The 14,244-nt window shown below is 39.5% G+C and carries 11 protein-coding genes; 4 read left to right on the plus strand and 7 right to left on the minus strand.

Annotation, left to right across the window (positions count from 1 at the left end):
* The coding region (locus J2S74_RS02550) for an IS3 family transposase (RefSeq protein ID WP_307321458.1) at positions 1–365 on the plus strand (365 nt) is incomplete at its 5' end.
* Between the two features lie 191 nt (positions 366–556).
* Here J2S74_RS02550 and J2S74_RS02555 read toward each other — a convergent pair.
* The gene (locus J2S74_RS02555; RefSeq protein WP_307321461.1) at positions 557–1,375 is read right to left on the minus strand and encodes a sugar phosphate isomerase/epimerase family protein; all 819 of its coding nucleotides are present in this window, start codon (positions 1,373–1,375) and stop codon (positions 557–559) included.
* Between the two features lie 12 nt (positions 1,376–1,387).
* Positions 1,388–2,446, minus strand: a complete 1,059-nt coding sequence (locus J2S74_RS02560; RefSeq protein WP_307321463.1) for a LacI family DNA-binding transcriptional regulator — start codon at positions 2,444–2,446, stop codon at positions 1,388–1,390.
* A 782-nt stretch (positions 2,447–3,228) separates the two neighbouring features.
* Here J2S74_RS02560 and J2S74_RS02565 point away from each other — a divergent pair.
* From J2S74_RS02565 to J2S74_RS02575, 3 genes are read left to right on the plus strand one after another with little or no spacing between them, the layout of a single operon-like run.
* Positions 3,229–4,554, plus strand: coding sequence for an extracellular solute-binding protein (locus J2S74_RS02565; protein ID WP_307321466.1), 1,326 nt, complete (start codon positions 3,229–3,231; stop codon positions 4,552–4,554).
* A gap of 52 nt (positions 4,555–4,606) precedes the next feature.
* Positions 4,607–5,545 (plus strand): carbohydrate ABC transporter permease, encoded by a 939-nt coding sequence (locus J2S74_RS02570; RefSeq protein WP_307321469.1) that lies wholly within the window; start codon positions 4,607–4,609, stop codon positions 5,543–5,545.
* Positions 5,542–6,366, plus strand: coding sequence for a carbohydrate ABC transporter permease (locus J2S74_RS02575; protein WP_307321472.1), 825 nt, complete (start codon positions 5,542–5,544; stop codon positions 6,364–6,366). Before J2S74_RS02570 ends, J2S74_RS02575 begins: the two co-directional genes overlap by 4 nt.
* 298 nt (positions 6,367–6,664) lie before the next feature.
* Here the strand turns inward: J2S74_RS02575 and J2S74_RS02580 are convergent, their stop codons facing one another.
* From J2S74_RS02580 to J2S74_RS02600, 5 genes are all read right to left on the minus strand, one after another.
* On the minus strand, positions 6,665–7,837 hold the full coding sequence (locus J2S74_RS02580) for an MFS transporter (RefSeq protein WP_307321474.1): 1,173 nt from the start codon (positions 7,835–7,837) through the stop codon (positions 6,665–6,667).
* 80 nt (positions 7,838–7,917) lie between these two features.
* Complete coding sequence (locus tag J2S74_RS02585; protein ID WP_307321476.1) at positions 7,918–9,390, minus strand: glycoside hydrolase family 5 protein; 1,473 nt, start codon at positions 9,388–9,390, stop codon at positions 7,918–7,920.
* Between the two features lie 97 nt (positions 9,391–9,487).
* Positions 9,488–10,933 carry an alpha-ketoglutaric semialdehyde dehydrogenase GucD gene (gene gucD, locus J2S74_RS02590; RefSeq protein ID WP_307321478.1) on the minus strand — a complete coding sequence of 482 codons (1,446 nt, stop codon included), beginning with the start codon at positions 10,931–10,933 and terminating at the stop codon, positions 9,488–9,490.
* Between the two features lie 86 nt (positions 10,934–11,019).
* On the minus strand, positions 11,020–11,964 hold the full coding sequence (locus J2S74_RS02595; RefSeq protein ID WP_307321481.1) for a fumarylacetoacetate hydrolase family protein: 945 nt from the start codon (positions 11,962–11,964) through the stop codon (positions 11,020–11,022).
* A 15-nt stretch (positions 11,965–11,979) separates the two neighbouring features.
* Entirely contained in the window at positions 11,980–13,968 is a 1,989-nt protein-coding gene (locus tag J2S74_RS02600; protein WP_307321483.1) for a YjhG/YagF family D-xylonate dehydratase, read from the minus strand.
* Between the last annotated feature and the right edge of the window lie 276 nt (positions 13,969–14,244).

Below are 14,244 nucleotides of genomic sequence, written 5' to 3' on the forward strand. Positions count from 1 at the left end.
GCGCTGGTCCTCAAAAGAGTGCTGAGTTAGTTCAGCGTGCCTTTTCAACTGTGAAATACAATTTAAATCGCCTCGAATTATTCCACACAGATCGAGGCAGCGAGTTTAAAAAACAACTAATTGATCAAGCATTAAAAACGTTTGATATTGAAAGGTCATTGAGTGCAAAAGGAACACCCTATGACAACGCCGTTGCCGAAGCAACGTTCAAAATCATCAAAACGGAATTTGTAAGTGGAAGAGTTTTCAATAGCCAACAAGAACTTGACCTTGAACTGTTTGATTATGTAAATTGGTTTAATAACATTCGAATACATGGATCTTTAAACTATTTAACACCTAATGAATACAAGCATAAGCACTAAGTAGGAGTGAACAATATTTAGTAGAAAGACGTGCACTTTATTTGGAGTGGCGGGCATGATAGCCTTGGTGGCTGAGCCAGATGTATTGATAAATCTGGCTTCCTGGCTGATCACCATGCCCGCAGAGGCTCCAAGTAAAGTGACAAACTGTATGCACTACCTACCAAAAAAGCACTCAAAAAGCGTTTATGTTATATGTGAGCTTTAACAAGTTTATGTTCCTTAAAAGAATTGTTCAGTTTAGTGTTGACATACCACAAATTCCTTCTGAAATAATTAATACTTGTTTCCACGCTTTCTAATGGATTACGTCTTGATTGATCCTGTTCTACAATCCACCATTTTACCCCAGTCTCAGCACCGATTTTGGTAATCCCTTGAAGGTCAATCCCTCCAGCTCCTAATTCCGCAAAAAATTGTTCCCCGTCGGTAGTCATATCCTTCAAATGAATTAACGGAGTACGGCCTTTATAGCGTTCCAGCCATTCTACAGGGTTGTTCTCCGCTTTTGCCAGCCAGTAAACATCCAGCTCCGCCTTCACCCATTCTGGATTTGTTTCATTAAGGAAGATGTCCAATGCTCTCTTGCCATTATGGTCCTTTAACTCCCAGTCATGGTTATGGTAGCTGAACATGATTCCGTTAGCAGCTGTTTTCTCTCCAATTGCATTCAATCTTTTTGCTACATTTATAAAATTTTCTGCATCTTCTCTCATTTCCATTGGTAAGTTTGGACAAATAATATGGTTACTGTTTATCCCCCTATGAAATTCAATAATTTCATCTAAATCTTCCTCTAGGCGGACAAATGGCACATGACTTCCAGTTGCAGCTAAATTAAGCTCACCTAATATTTTTTTTAGCTCCTGAGCTTCAAATCCTCCCCAATATCCCGCAAATTCTACACCATCATAGCCAAGCTCTGCTACCTTCCTGAGAGTTCCAACGAAATCCTCCTGGCAGGCTTCCCTTAACGTGTATAACTGAATTCCTAACTGTTTCTTTGCCATTGCCTTCCTCCCCTAATCCCCTTTTATTTTGGAGCCGCATGATTCTCGAATAATCAAATGGCTCTCAAGTACGATGTTCTCTTGTGAAATGGTTTCTCCGTTCATTACTTTAAGTAGTAACTCCATAGCGTGAACGCCAAATTCGAATTTTGGCTGTGCAATGGTTGTTAATGGAGGATCCACAAATTTAGCAAGCTCAATATTGTCAAAGCCCACTATAGCTATATCTTCAGGAATACGAAGGCCATTCTCCTTCAATGCCTTTATAGCTCCCACCGCCGTTTCATCATTTACTGTAAAAATTGCAGTAGGATCATTGCCACTTTGCAGCAATTCCAAAGCTAATTCATAGCCAGCATTCATGGTCCAATCACCATAATAAATAAGTTCAGGTTCAAAGCTACAGCCATTTTTCACCAAACCTTGCTTATATCCTTTTAGTCGATCAATAGAAACAATAGAATTCTTCGGACCGTTAAAAAAAGCTATCTTCTTATGTCCTAATTGAACTAAATGATCGATTACACACTCCACACTTTTGACATTATTAATATTTACTGTAGGAAAAATGTTGATCCTTTTATTTTCCCCTCGTTTATCTTCCGTGGAATGTAGATTTTCTTCCTTTACAGTGTTCCTATACCCTAAAACTACCGGTAAACCCTTAATAGCCTCGATAAATTCTTCCGTCGGTAATTCAGCAGCTAATAGTATAACCCCATCCGCTGCCTTGTCCCTAATAAGTTCAAGATATGCTAATTCAGTTTCAAAGTTTCGAGAAATATCCCCTAAAATAACCTGGTAGTTATGCTCACGTGCCACACTTTGGATCCCGCTGATAATAGTGGGGTAGAGGGGATTCGCAATGGTGGGAACGACTACTAATATGTTTTTAGACGATCTTTTTCTGAAATTTCTCGCTAAAGAATTAGGAATATAGTTTAGTTCATCAACAGCTTTCAGCACTTTTTGTTTTGTTTTTTCTTTCACTTTAGGATCATTTGCCAGCACCCTTGATACGGTTGCCGTAGAAACTCCAGCGAAATTTGCAACATCGATCATTTTTGTCATCATATATCACCTTAATTAACAGTGTGTTTTTGTTTGTAATCGATTTCATTTTCATTTTATTATAATTGATTCTTTAAAAAATTCAATAAATTTATTATAAACAGAATACTATTAATGTAATTTAGTAGAGTAGAAATGCTCAATATTTAGCTATGAACCGCTTTGATATTTGGCGGATCTTTCTGCCTAGGTACCTACTACAAAAGTATTCCTTGATTTTAAGCTCTGTGGATTCTTGTAGTAAAAAGCTTTCGACAAATTTTACATACCACAACAGATTACCATTATTATACACTTACACGAAATCAGAACTACACAAACCCGTTTCGGTAGTTTAACTTTGCTTTCATTGAAAATATCTCTGTAAATTTTTTCGACAATAATTTATCTAAAACTATAACAAAAATGAATCACTTCTTAAAATTCGTAATTGACAGATTTAATTTAAAATTCTAAAATGTCCATTAAGTAAACGATTACATTTTCGGAAAAGCTATTTTTTTCCTGCTAAATTATATTTACTTAACAGCAACTATTTTGATTGCAGTAACGATTCACTTGGGGAAATGTATTCTTTTACTAAATTTCAAAATCGCCTTTGATTTTTACCTTTTGTTAAAAACAAATGACAAAACTTACATAAAGCTATACCGATTAATCTCGAGCTCTAATCGGTATAAATAACAGCAGCGTAAATGTTTGAGCAAGGTGAATGGACAAGAGCGAATTGGGAATTTAGTGAAATACAAATACAAAATAAAAAATATTTAGGAGGAAAAGAAATGAGAAAGTTAGTCGCACTCTTGTTACTTTTAGTTCTTATGTTCATGGCTGCCTGCAGCAACGCAGATACTCCAAGTACAGGAAGTTCTCAAGAAGGTGAATCAAATCAAGAATCTGCAAATAATGAACAAGCCGGTGGTTCTGTAGACGAGATAGAAATTGAGTTCTGGCATATCCATCCTGGAGCAAGAGAAGAAGTTTTCTTAGAAGCAGTCGCTCGTTTTGAAGAAAATAACCCAGGAGTTAAGGTGAATGTACAGCGTATTGCAAACGATAATTTCAAACAACGTCTAATCGTTTCCATGTCAGGGGGCAATCCTCCAGATATTTTCCATAACTGGGGCGGCGGATGGTTAAAGCAATTTGTTGATTCTGGACAAGTTCTCGATTTAACAGCTTATATCGATGTGGACCACTATTTAGAAACAGCAATTGACAACGTTTCTTTCGGTGATGGAATTTACGGTGCACCATTAGGTTTAGGATTACACTATTTCTTCTATAACACAGAAATTTTTGAAGAGTATGGCTTAGAAGAGCCGGAAACCTATGATGAACTACTTCACATTATTGATGTGTTAAACGAAAATAATGTCATTCCAATCGCTTTGGCAAATCAAACGAAATGGCCCGGTGCTTTCTACTTAATGTATTTTGCGGATCGTTTAGCAGGTCCAGATATATTTAACAGTGCTTTTGCTAGAACAGGAGCAGGCTTTGATGATCCATCTTTTATACGTGCTGGTGAATATATTCAAGATCTAGTACAAAGGGACGCATTTAATGTTGGTTTTAATGGAATCCCTTATGACGCAGGTCAAGGAAGACAGTTATTATATTCAGGGCAAGCAGCGATGATGCTAATAGGGAACTCATTCCTTAATGACGCTTTAAATGAAGCTCCAGAGTTTGCTGAAAAATTAGGTTTCTTTAAATTCCCAAGTTTGCCGGACGGTGAGGGTGATCCACTAAATATGGACGGCGTACTATCACCAGTATTCTCAGGATGGTCAGGAACGGAGCATCCGGATTTAGTGGCAGAATTATTAAAAGAATTAACTTCATTAGAATCAGCGCAAGCATTTGCTGATCGAAGCCGAGGGTTAACAGCTATTAACGGAGTAGAATACACAGATGAAGTTTTAAACCGAATGTTCCAAGATGCATTAAATGCACCAGACATATCTTGGCCATATGACCAAACTCTTCCTCCAGATTTAGCTCAATTACACTTAGATACAACACAAGCTTTATTTGGATTGGAGATCACGCCGGAAGAAGCGGCCCGTCAAATGGAAGAGTTAGCAAAAGAACAATTAGATTAATAGAAACGGAGGGGATTTCATCCCCTCCAAGTTTTAACGAGGGAGGTCTACTATGCAAACGGTAAGTCCTGTAAAAACGAGCAAGCATCTAGAAATTAAGAAAAAGAAAAAAAAGTGGAAGCATACTTTTACGATTTGTATGTTTATCGCACCTGCACTTTTTATTTATGGGTTATATGTCTTATATCCTATACTCTCTACATTTCAATTAAGCTTATCATCATGGGATGGGAATCCAGCAGGACCTACTTTCATAGGTTTAGACAATTATATTCGTTTATTATCAGATCCAATCTTCTTTAAAGCGTTAAGGAATAACATACTGGTCGTTTTAACATCCGTATTTATACAGATACCTTTAGGTTTAATTTTAGCATTACTCCTTTTTGCACCACTAAAAGGCTTGCGAGTATTTAGCACCGTTTACTTTATGCCGTTCTTAATGTCTACGGTAGCGATTGGCTTATTGTGGATCTTTATTTTTGATCCGATTAATGGACCGTTAAATAAGTTCATTCAAACTTTAGGTATGAAACCGGTAGCCTGGTTAGGTAGTCCAGATACAGCCATGTTCTCCGTGTTACTTGTTATTGTGTGGCAGTTTGCACCATTTTATATGATTTTATTTAAAGCGGCTATGGTTGGGATCCCAGATGAACTTTACGAATCCGCATCCATCGATGGTGCGACTGGAGTAAAGAAATTTATTTATATTACATTGCCATTATTAATCCCAACAATGGTTACATCATCGATTCTTGCAATTGTAGGGTCATTAAAACAGTTTGACTTGTTCTACATTATGACGGGTGGCGGGCCGAGCAATGCTACGGAATTGATGGGAACATATATGTATAAAAATGCTTTTCTCAGCTTCAATATGGGCTATGCGAGTACAATTGCATTTACGATGTTCTTAATCGCTTTCATTGTAACTGTCATTATCCAAGTGTTGGAGTATTACCGTAGGAAGAAAGGGGTATTCTCATGAGCAAACATTTAAAGCATTTACTAACATATGTAGTAGCGCTGCTTTTATTCGTATTTATGGGGTATCCGTTCTTGTACATGATCTCAACATCATTTAAGAGCTTAGAAAGTTTTTTTATAGAACCCTTTGCTATTCTCTCGTGGCCGCTTAATTTCAGTAACTATACGGAAGTATTTACTATGGGGTTAGGCCGCTACTTTATGAATAGTATCATCATTTCTGTAACGGCGGTAACACTAGTAGTTTTAGTAGCAGCATTAGCAAGTTATCCGATAAGCCGTTTGAAATTCAAAATGAATCGTCCGTTATTTTTGTTATTCATTGCAGGGATGATGCTGCCGATCCACGCTACATTAATACCAATATTTGTGTTAACCCAGAATTTAGGGATTTATGACTCTTTGCTTGCTTTATTAGGACCGTATATTGCCTTTGCTTTGCCGATTTCCATCTTCATCTTAACCCAGTTTATGCAGGAAGTTCCTAAAGAATTGGAAGAAGCGGCAATGATTGATGGTTGCGGACACATACGAATTTTTTGGAACATTATGGTGCCAATGACCATTCCGGCAATCTCAACGATAGTAATCTATAACTTTATACATATATGGACAGAATTTATTTTTGCCCTTGTGTTGATCTCAAGTCCTGGTAACATGACGTTGCCCCTTGGATTACAGAGATTCTATGACGAGTTCTCTGTCAATGTTCCAGCCTTAATGGCGGCACTCACTTTAGCAAGTATGCCGATTTTGTTAGTATATATCTTTGCTCAAGAGAAAGTTGTAAAAGGCTTAGCTGGTGGAGCAGTTAAAGGGTAATTGATTCAAGTTCGTATATAAAAAGAAAAGACAGTAACTTTTCCCGAGGAGTCTCATGCCTTACGCTCCAAACAACTCAGTATGAAAATCTACAAAGGCGTAGAGTATATTGTTGCCATGCCTGAGGTAACTACGATAAGGCGTCGAGACTTACTATGGGCTGCTGAAGGAAAAGAAATATATTCCGTTTTCTTGCAGTAAGCCTGAACCATTATCAGCTAATCATCGTTTTTCCTGTAGAAACAAATTAAAATTTTAAAACAATGAGGGTGAATCAAAAGGTATCCTTTTAACCTTCTCATTCACCCTCTGATTTCACTTTATTATTAATCGATACTAGCTTATTAGATTGGTACATGTATGTACCAATACATAAAAGAGTACCAAAAAGGGTTATTACAGCACCCAATAAATAAGTAGAAGGGGCACCAAAGCGCTCCATTATCCATCCCCCACCACCGCTTCCAATTAATCCTGCAATTCCCACGATGACAGCAATAAAGATGGTCTGGCCTGTAGCCGTTATTTCTTCAGGAACAATTTTTGTAACAAAGAATAATCCTGCCACTAGGAAAATAGGGAACGTAAGTCCATTTAATAGTTGCAAGTAGATCAAAGCTACAGGATCATCAAACAAGCCGTATAAAAGCCACCGGACAGAATAAAGGGCACCGGCTATAATGATTAAAGTTAACTCCTTATATTTTTTTAATAATCTAGCACTAATAATAAACAATGGGGCAGATGCAAAAGTAGCTAACATCCATGCAAGACCCACCTGAGATTCAGAAGCACCTAGTTCAGATAAATAGACGGTAAACAAACTATCATTCATGCGATGAGTAATAAAAAGTAACAATGTTAGCAGTAAAAACCATAAGTATTCCTTATTAACGAGGAGTACTTTTAATGATTTTACTGAAATTGGAGTTGTAATCTTCCGCCGTTCATCTTGCAAAGTAAATCCAAGTATAATTGCAATAATAATAATGACGGCATACATCCAACCTAAATACTGAACTCCAAAAATACCTATTAATATACCTAGGACGACCGCTGCAGTACCAACTCCAACATCCCCCCATAAGCGAATTACCCCATAGTTCTTTTGGTGTTTTTTCGCATAAGCGATGGTTATATTCTCTGTTAATGGACCGGTAGGGCTTTGAAAGAAGTTAAGAAAAACAAATAAAGTGATAATCCAAAGGAACGAATGTACATGAAAATAAACAAAACTGGATATAAGGGTTATTACCATTACACTAATCAGAACTTTTTTCGTAGATTGTATCTTATCGCTTAAATAACCAAAAATAGGTTGGCCTGCTACGGCAATTACTGCACCTAATGCAAGGGTCAACCCAATTTGTTCCGTAGTTAACCCTTGATATTTTAAATAAAGGGGCATTAAAGCCCCCATAGCAGCATAGGAAGAAAACAAAAAGAAAAAAAACAACGATAGTTTTACCATGACTCTTTCTTCACCTATCCATTTCCAATAAAGGTTCTAGGATTAAAAATTCTTACCCTAATTACTTTGTTTATTATAGCCTAAATTTGTGACTTTGTATGTTTTTTTAATATTTTAAGCAACCCTTCATTAATCTTACAATTGTTAAATGCAAAGGACTGCATGACTTTGTCAATTTGTTCTTCATTCAAATCTTTAAATATTTTGGCATAGGCAGGTTGTATTAAGGCTCCTGTATAAACTGTCAATATAGACTGAGATAAGGCGGCTACATTGTAGCGATGGTCTATGTCAGGATCTTCAATAACTTCTTCTAAGTGACTAGCCAGTTTATCAATAGATTCCCTGGCTTCAAATCCAGGAAGCCAAATCATCCAATCATCTGTATTAAGTCGATGTTTCATTCTTATAATAGAAGAAATTCGCTGCATATACTCCGATTCTAGATCTAACGTTGCTAATCCCATAACCCCCACATCTTTATAGGTCCAGGTAGTCCAATGGGCTCCAAACTCCTCAAAAACGCTAAGTTGGTCATCCATCGCTGCCAGACGATAACCTACTTCATCTGCTGGTCCGTTATAAACAGAGCCAAACTCTCCTACCCATAATGGAACATTATGCTTCTCTGCAAACTTTGTACCTTGATGATCGTAAAATACCTGGGAAAGTTTTGCTTTATCCCAATAAACACCACTGTCGATTCGAGCTGTTTTTGCATCAGCTACTCCAGGGTATGGTCCAGGGCCAAATCCCGCAGCCGTATAATTATGACTGCTATAAACTAAGTTATCAGCAAAGGGAGCTTCTAAACCTTCAAAAAGCTTTGAGTACAAGTCCCCCTCGAGGAAGATAATATGATCTGGATCAATCCTACGAATGGCCTCAACAGTTCTTTTGTATATACGGTTTATCCTTTCCCAGTCTGGCTTGTAATTAGAAAAAAAGGTATGGGGATAATCTCCATGAGGTGTATTCACACACGGCTCATTCATTAAGTTATAACCAGCAACAACGCCTCTCCCTTTGTATCGGCGGGCAAATTCCTCCCAAAAAGCAACAAATCGATCCTGGTAAGTTTTATCGTGCCAAAAGAAACTGTGCCTTATATCATTATCAGAATGCCAATGGGTATTTTGATATCCTTGAACCGCATGAAGGTCTAAAATAACGTACAAACCATGTTTCTCACATAGATTGATTATCCTATCTAAATGTTGAAAACCCGATTCCTTATACGTAAAAGGCATTTCATCATCTTCAAAATGTCGATAATTTAATGGGAGTCGAACCGTATTGGCTCCCCAGCTTTTAATAAACTTAATGTCTTCTTCTCCAAAAAAATAGTACTGCATTCTTTCAAATAGAAATTCCGCTTTTCCTTTACCTAAAACTTCAGCGGCAGCATGACGTAAACCATGCTCTGAGCCTGTATAGCCATTGATGAAATCTTCCATGTTCATCCAACCGCCGATACACGTACCCCTTAGTTGAATACTATTTCCCTCTGAATCCGTAATCTTGTTTTTATTAACCTTGAGCATATTCATCATTCCTTGATCCTCTCCATTCCTTTAAGTATTTCTAATTAAGCACTCAAAGACAGGCTAGCGCGTCCCATAACCAATTATGGAACGCGCAGTTAGTTATTTATCCTTTTACAAACACGGTTTTAATAGAAGTAAAAAATTCGATTGCCGCTTGACCTTGTTCCCTTGAATGGGAGCTAGATTGCTTCATCCCCCCGAATGGAGCTTGTAATTCCACACCAGCAGTTTCTGCATTAATTCGTACTAAGCCCGCGTCTACTTCTTCCACAAACTGTAGCATGGCTCCAATGTTTTCCGTATAGATGGAAGCACTTAACCCGTATTCCACATCATTGGCTAACTGGAATGCTTCAGATAGCTCATCAAAGGTGATAATTCCTAGAACAGGACCAAAAATCTCTTCCTGAGCAATGGTCATATCGTTCGTTACCTCATCAAAGATGGTTGGTTCCATAAAGAAACCTTTGCCGTAGTCCCCGTCCGTTAAACGATTACCACCATAAATAAGCTTCGCACCTTCTGCCTTGCCTTTTTCTATATAGCTTAATACTGTGTTCATTTGTCCTTCTGATGCACAAGGACCCATCCAAATTCCTTCACCTAACCCATCACCAACAGTAATCCCTTCCATAGCTGTAAGGAGCCTATCTACAAAAGCCTCTTTAACGCTGTTATGGACGATGACACGGCTTGTAGCCGTACATTTTTGACCGGTAGATTTAAAGGCTGCACTGATGGTGCCTTCCACAGCCTTATCCAAGTCTGCGTCAGCAGCTACAATAGTTGGGTTTTTCCCACCCATTTCTAACTGGTATTTAGCACCTCTAGCTAACGCCCCTTGGCCGATCCTTTTCCCTGTTGTGTCAGAACCTGTAAAGGTAATTCCAGCAATATTCGGATGATCTACGATACGTTGGCCTATCGTAGACCCTGAGCCGATAACCATATTAACTACCCCTTTAGGGAAACCAGCCTCATGGAAGCATTCCAGCACCTTTGTACCAGTTACTGCCGTCTCTGTAGCTGGTTTGATTACCACTGTATTACCGTAAATTAAGGCAGGGGCCATTTTCCAAATAGGAATAGCCACTGGAAAGTTCCAAGGAGTGATAACACCTACTACTCCTAATGGGACTCTCGTTGTGTACATTAACGCGGCACTGTCCGTGGATGGAATCACTTCACCAGTTTTACGCATGCCTTCCCCAGCGTAATAACGTAAAATAGCGACACCTCGTGCTGTTTCTCCTTTTGCCTCTGGGAGGGTTTTCCCCATTTCCTTTGTCATTACTTGGGCAATTTCCTCTATTCTGCTTTCCAATATATCCGCCACTTTATAAAGTAATTGCCCCCGTTCTGCACCCGATAGCTTTTTCCAAGAGTTCTTTGCTTCAAAAGCTGCCTGTACAGCAGCATCCACATCTTCAGCAGTGGATAACTGAACCTTGCCTACCACCTGTTGATTAGCAGGGTTTATAATTTCCTTTACCTCTCCTGTTACGGATTCCTTCCATTCGCCATTAATATAATTTAAGCATGTTACCATTTTCTAACATCTCCTTCTCTATCTATTAAACCATTCTTTGCTATTAAACTTAGAAGTTGATTTACGCTTCAGGATACTCGCTTCAATCAACTATTTAAATCAACATTTTCCTTTACTAGACCTTTTCCTAAAACGGAACTGGTGTTTAACACGTTATTTACTAAGGCTCCTACTTCTGGGATCTCGATTTCCACTGTATCTCCTTCTTGTAACGTAAATTCATCTGGAGGGATGATACAAGTACCTGTTAATAGTACTGTCCCGTCAAAAATTTCATTGTCCCTTACTAGAAATTCAACAAGCTCATCGAAGGTTCTTTTCAATTGAGAAGTATTTGCCTGCCCTTCAAAGAGCATCTCGTCATTTCGATAAATGCGGCAAAAGATATTTAAATCATAAGGATTGTTTACCGTTTCAGCCAGTCTCACAGCTGGACCAAAGGAGCATGAGTTTTTCCAAACCTTTGCTTGTGGTAAATATAAAGGATTCTCTCCCTCGATATCGCGGCTACTCATGTCATTTCCCACTGTATAGCCAACAATTTCCCCAGATTTACTTAACACTAATCCAAGTTCCGGCTCTGGAATTTGCCAATTGGAATCTGAACGGATACAAACGGGCTTATTCGGTGGAACTGTTCGAGCACTAGTAGATTTAAAGAATATTTCCGGACGGACAGCATCGTATACCTTATCATAAACAGACAAGCCACCCTCCACCTTATCTTGCATTTCTAGATTTCTTGCTAATCTACTATTTTCATAGGTGACGCCACTTGCCCATACCTCTAATGCTTTCACTGGTGTTAACAGCTCTAAACTGTCGTAATCATAAACAGCTGATTGTCCTTTATAATCTAGTGAACCAATAAACTGTGAAAGGGATTCCCCTCTCCCCTTGGCCACCTCAAACAGTACTATGAGGTCATTCGTTTTATCCTCTAAAAGACTAGAAATTTCATAAACCTTCTCTTCTTCCCAAACCCCAAGAACTACTTCCTTCGCTTCCGTTAAGAATCGTACAATTTTCATTACCTTCACCACCCTTTAATTATTTGCAGTCGATTTAGCTTCTGACTCAAGCCCTTTCCGTAAAACTTCGACGATGCGGTCTGTATCATATATACTGCCTTTCCAGGTACCACCACTGACTGCTTGAAGTGCTGCCCAAAGTCTTGTATCATCTGGTAAATCCGGGTTTGGTGCTAACTGAGGGTGCATTGTTCGAACCTTTAATATTTCCGCCCCTTCGTCAGGAGTAAACTCACGATCTCCTTCACCAACAAAATGAACGGATGCATTCAATTCGTTACAATCTATTATTACCTCAACCGTATCCCCATCCCGAAGTTTACTAATAGGCCCACCTGCAAGGGCTTCAGGCCCCACATGTCCGATACATGCACCAGTGGAAACACCAGAGAAACGTGCATCCGTAATTAAAGTTACATACTTCCCAAAAGACAAATGCTTTAATGCTGATGTTAATTGATACGTTTCCTCCATCCCAGTTCCTGATGGACCACATCCAATTAAAGCCATAATATCCCCTGCAACGATTCCCCCTGTTTTGATTGCTTGGATGGCCAATTTTTCAGATGTAAAAACCTTAACGTTACCCTTATGACGATAGACACCATTTTCATCAAGCATCGCTGGATCAATAGACGTGGACTTTACTACTGCTCCCTCCGGTGCAATATTCCCCATTGGAAAGGTAATAGTGGACGTCATACCATAGGCTTTTGCCTTTTCAGGAGGCATTATAACGTCATCGGGATCAACACCATCCTTTTCCCATAGCTGCTTTCTCATCAGTTGCCTTCTTTCCGATTGCTCCCACCAGTCAAGAACGTCCTTTAACGTCTCTCCATTAATGGTCATGACACTTTCATCAAGTAATCCCATTTCACGAAGGTGAAGCATTACCTCTGGAACACCACCAGCTAAAAACACCCTTACAGTCGGATGGTCAATAGGACCATTTGGTAACGCACTTACTAAACGGGGTACTTTGCGGTTCACTTCGACCCAATCGGATACATCAGGAATTCTACATCCAGCAGCGTGGGCAATGGCTGGAATATGTAATAGAAGATTGGTAGACCCACCAAAAGCGGCATGGACAACCATGGCGTTACGTATGGCAGCATCCGTAATAATATTCTTCATGGTCACTCCATTAGACGCCGCAATAGTCACCGCCCTTACAGATTGCCGGGCCATTTCCTCCCACACCGGCTGGCCTGATGGGGCTAAAGCGGAATGAACAATGGACATTCCTAAAGACTCAGAAACTACTTGTGCGCTGGCCGCTGTCCCTAAGAATTGACATCCCCCACCAGGAGTCGCACATGCACGACAGCCAAGCTCCGCGGCTTCCCTTAAAGACAGCTCTCCGTTGGCATAGCGGGCACCAATCGTTTGAATTTTCCCTGCATCCTCCCCATTGTCCGGAGGTAAGGTAACACCACCTGGTACAACTACTCCTGGTAAATCTCCCATGGAAGCCACAGCCATCATCATCGCCGGAAGTCCTTTATCACACGTTGCAACACCAATTACCGCTTCTCGTTGAGGTAAGGAGCGAATTAATCGACGGTATACCATAGCCGCATCGTTACGATAGGGAAGGGAATCAAACATCCCCTTCGTTCCTTGTGACCTTCCATCACAAGGATCACTGACGAAACCTGCAAACGGAATATTCCCAAGCTCACTCACTTCAAGGGCCGCAGCTTTCATTAAGTTACTAATTTCCCAATGTCCTGTATGATAACCAAGGGCGATTGGTTTACTATCCTCATCCTTGATACCTCCTTGTGTCCCAAGAATAAGCATTTGTTTACCAGTAAGTTTTTTGGTGTCCCAACCCATTCCTACGTTTTGAGATAAGCCAAATAAATCCCCACTTGGCCAATTTAGGAGCATGTCGGATGTTAATGGCAATTCCCCATTTGGACCAGGTGCACTTGTGGAAATATTCTGTATAATTCCATTGTTATTACCCATAATTAATTCCAAGTTCGGTTTCATTTCAACCCCCCCTATATCGATTTTTAGTAAGATTGTTTTCTAACAATATAATGTAGCTTGGATACGCTACAGGCGGATCAATTACGCTTGCTTTGGAACACTTTGATACGCGAAATCCTTCACTTCTCTCTTGCTTCGCGCAATTCTCACCTTTGAAACTCGAAGTTCTTCATATCACTCTCACTCGCGTTTCAGGCATCGTCAAGACAACTCGTAGCGATTTCAAGATGCTTTGCTCCTGTGCCACTCCGTTTGCTCGTCGCTGAAGTCGACGCC

It is taken from the genome of Evansella vedderi (genome assembly GCF_030813435.1).
In the GTDB taxonomy this organism is placed as follows: Bacteria; Bacillota; Bacilli; order Bacillales; family Salisediminibacteriaceae; genus Evansella; species Evansella vedderi.

What these genes read in the sequence shown, in the direction of transcription:
- J2S74_RS02555 (WP_307321461.1), bottom strand. Translation starts at nt 1,375, where the DNA reads ATGGCAAAGAAACAGTTAGGAATTCAGTTATACACGTTAAGGGAAGCC.
- J2S74_RS02560 (WP_307321463.1), bottom strand. Translation starts at nt 2,446, where the DNA reads ATGACAAAAATGATCGATGTTGCAAATTTCGCTGGAGTTTCTACGGCA.
- J2S74_RS02565 (WP_307321466.1), top strand. Translation starts at nt 3,229, where the DNA reads ATGAGAAAGTTAGTCGCACTCTTGTTACTTTTAGTTCTTATGTTCATG.
- J2S74_RS02570 (WP_307321469.1), top strand. Translation starts at nt 4,607, where the DNA reads ATGCAAACGGTAAGTCCTGTAAAAACGAGCAAGCATCTAGAAATTAAG.
- J2S74_RS02575 (WP_307321472.1), top strand. Translation starts at nt 5,542, where the DNA reads ATGAGCAAACATTTAAAGCATTTACTAACATATGTAGTAGCGCTGCTT.
- J2S74_RS02580 (WP_307321474.1), bottom strand. Translation starts at nt 7,837, where the DNA reads ATGGTAAAACTATCGTTGTTTTTTTTCTTTTTGTTTTCTTCCTATGCT.
- J2S74_RS02585 (WP_307321476.1), bottom strand. Translation starts at nt 9,390, where the DNA reads ATGATGAATATGCTCAAGGTTAATAAAAACAAGATTACGGATTCAGAG.
- gucD (WP_307321478.1), bottom strand. Translation starts at nt 10,933, where the DNA reads ATGGTAACATGCTTAAATTATATTAATGGCGAATGGAAGGAATCCGTA.
- J2S74_RS02595 (WP_307321481.1), bottom strand. Translation starts at nt 11,964, where the DNA reads ATGAAAATTGTACGATTCTTAACGGAAGCGAAGGAAGTAGTTCTTGGG.
- J2S74_RS02600 (WP_307321483.1), bottom strand. Translation starts at nt 13,968, where the DNA reads ATGAAACCGAACTTGGAATTAATTATGGGTAATAACAATGGAATTATA.